Annotated in this window: 4 protein-coding genes; all 4 read right to left on the bottom strand. The window is 42.2% G+C overall.

The window, feature by feature from the left end:
- Positions 1 to 100: 100 nt before the first annotated feature.
- The 4 genes from ACXAGX_RS20435 to ACXAGX_RS20420 all read right to left on the bottom strand — a co-directional run bounded on the left by ACXAGX_RS20435 (position 101) and on the right by ACXAGX_RS20420 (position 1880).
- On the bottom strand, positions 101 to 520 hold the full coding sequence (locus tag ACXAGX_RS20435; protein WP_474840689.1) for a GNAT family N-acetyltransferase: 420 nt from the start codon (positions 518 to 520) through the stop codon (positions 101 to 103).
- Positions 521 to 674: 154 nt separating this feature from the next.
- Positions 675 to 1031, bottom strand: a complete 357-nt coding sequence (locus ACXAGX_RS20430; protein WP_474840687.1) for a VOC family protein — start codon at positions 1029 to 1031, stop codon at positions 675 to 677.
- 145 nt (positions 1032 to 1176) lie between these two features.
- The gene (locus tag ACXAGX_RS20425) at positions 1177 to 1443 is read right to left on the bottom strand and encodes a hypothetical protein (protein WP_474840685.1); all 267 of its coding nucleotides are present in this window, start codon (positions 1441 to 1443) and stop codon (positions 1177 to 1179) included.
- A 149-nt stretch (positions 1444 to 1592) separates the two neighbouring features.
- Complete coding sequence (locus tag ACXAGX_RS20420) at positions 1593 to 1880, bottom strand: hypothetical protein (RefSeq protein ID WP_474825190.1); 288 nt, start codon at positions 1878 to 1880, stop codon at positions 1593 to 1595.
- Positions 1881 to 2056 lie beyond the last annotated feature (176 nt).

Raw genomic sequence — 2056 nt, 5'->3', positions numbered from 1 at the left:
ATTGTCATCCTCAATTCGATGGTGAGAGATGGCGTCATGTGGGAAGAAAAAAACTTCTTAAATTCAGGGTTGACGCCATAGTCGTTTGTTAGGACTGGAGCTAAATGAACCTGCACATGCCCAAACCTAGATCTTTGCCATTTCTCAATACGAAACCATGCTTGAGATAAAAATCTTCTTTCCCTTTTGCCGCCAGTAACCCAACAGTTGAACCAGACTGGCAACTTGAAGATAGAAAACCGTTTATAGACTGCATGATTTTTGAGCCTAAACCAAGCTTTTGAAATTCAGGATGTACAATGACATCTTGAACATAAAAGTACATGAAACCATCACCGATAACACGTCCACATGCAACGAGTCGATCGCGCTGAAATATTGAAACCCAAAACAATGAAGAATTGATGCTGCTTTCTATTATTGAAAGCTCAGGACTAGTCCATCCAACAGCATTTCTCAGAGAGGCAAAGTCTTTAGCAGAAGGTGGACTTTCTTTTAATAAAACTTCCGATGGTGGCATTCCGTTGTCCTAACACCCACATAAGGGGCAGTAACGCGTGGGCTAAAATCCGAGCGAAGCGACAGAGCCCACGTGTTACTGTCCCAGCGAGCCTGCGAGCGACTTAATGTGATTGTTAGCTGCCGACATTTACCATTGTTGGATGCACTGACATTTACTGCGAAATGTCTTGTACAAACGATACCTTATTTCCTTCTGGATCTGATACATCAGCCAGCTTGATCACCTCTGGATATTCGATTACGTCGCCGATGGGTAAACCGTTTGATTTGCAAAAATGATGCTGCTCGTCAATATCGGTTACTGTTATAACAACGGTTGTGGAGCCTGCTTTATCAGGGTCAACCGACAATTGAATCCATGCACCTTGCAATAATTGCCATTCCGCAATGCCATCCATTGGTACCATGTCAGGCTCCCTATCGAGCAAGAGGGTATAAAAGTCGAGAGCTTTATCGAACTCTTTAACTGGAATAACAGAAATAACACCATTGATATTTTTTGTAGTCATATCATTTCCTTATAAATGACTGTTGATACGATGTTTAAGCTAGGCAGCTAACGCCTAAATATGGGGCACAAACAGGCAGGCTACAATGGCGAAGCCGCCTGCCTGTTTGTGTCCCAGCCCGCTTGCGGGCGACATAATTTTTTTGTTAGTTGCCATTGCTCGATATTACCTTTTTGCGAGTTCCTGATGTTCCAAACCAAATTAATGCCGCAAAAATAACAAAACGCTTAGTAATATTAATATAGAAGCTTCGAGGCTCTGATTCTAAGGAATATACAATACCTCTCCGGGTAATGAAGCCATCATTTATGTCTACCATGATTTGATAAAAAACATAAGCAGCCGCTAAACAAAGTAAAATTTTAAAAGGCCAATAGAGCGACTTAGGCAGTTCTACTTTTACTAAATTCAAATTCATTCCTTTGAACAATTGGGTACCGCTTGGGAACTAACACCCACATAAGGGGCAGTAACACGTGGGCTAAAATCCGAGCGAAGCGACAGAGCCCACGTGTTACTGTCCCAGGGAGCTTGCGACCGGCTTAATGTGATTGTTAAGTGTCAAGCCCAGATGATCTCGACTTCACTTGGCTTTCTCTTATTTTCTTGGCCTGTCTCGGCATTTTTTAGCCTTAAATGATAGCCACCTTTTAAGATTAATTTTGCAGCCTCTTCTAACGTCGGTACAAACACCTTGGTCGCATTATAATTAAGGGGCTTTCCCGTCTTATTAGATAGTTCTTCAGAATGAAGCTCATAGAAACCATTACGGTACAGAGCATTAAATTTTTTACCTAACACAGAACCGCTTGTTCCGTAAGCAATAATATCTTTGACTTTACTAGTCATAATTCACTCTTGTCACTTAACACCCACATAAGGGGCAGTAATACGTGGGCTAAACGGAGCGAAGCGACAGAGCCCACGTGTTACTGTCCCAGCGAGCTTGCGAGCGATTTAATGCGATTGTATGGATAATTCTTCCCTAAATTCCCCACAACGTTTTCAAAGATGGGTAAAGTGAG

This window comes from Alteromonas sp. ABV4_515 (assembly GCF_056160345.1).
The sequence above is the reverse complement of the archived record's forward strand: the minus strand, read 5'-3'. Positions and strand labels throughout refer to the sequence as shown.

Excerpts from the sequence above, each read along its gene's own strand:
- ACXAGX_RS20430 (WP_474840687.1), bottom strand. The coding sequence starts at position 1,031 with ATGACTACAAAAAATATCAATGGTGTTATTTCTGTTATTCCAGTTAAA.
- ACXAGX_RS20435 (WP_474840689.1), bottom strand. The coding sequence starts at position 520 with ATGCCACCATCGGAAGTTTTATTAAAAGAAAGTCCACCTTCTGCTAAA.
- ACXAGX_RS20420 (WP_474825190.1), bottom strand. The coding sequence starts at position 1,880 with ATGACTAGTAAAGTCAAAGATATTATTGCTTACGGAACAAGCGGTTCT.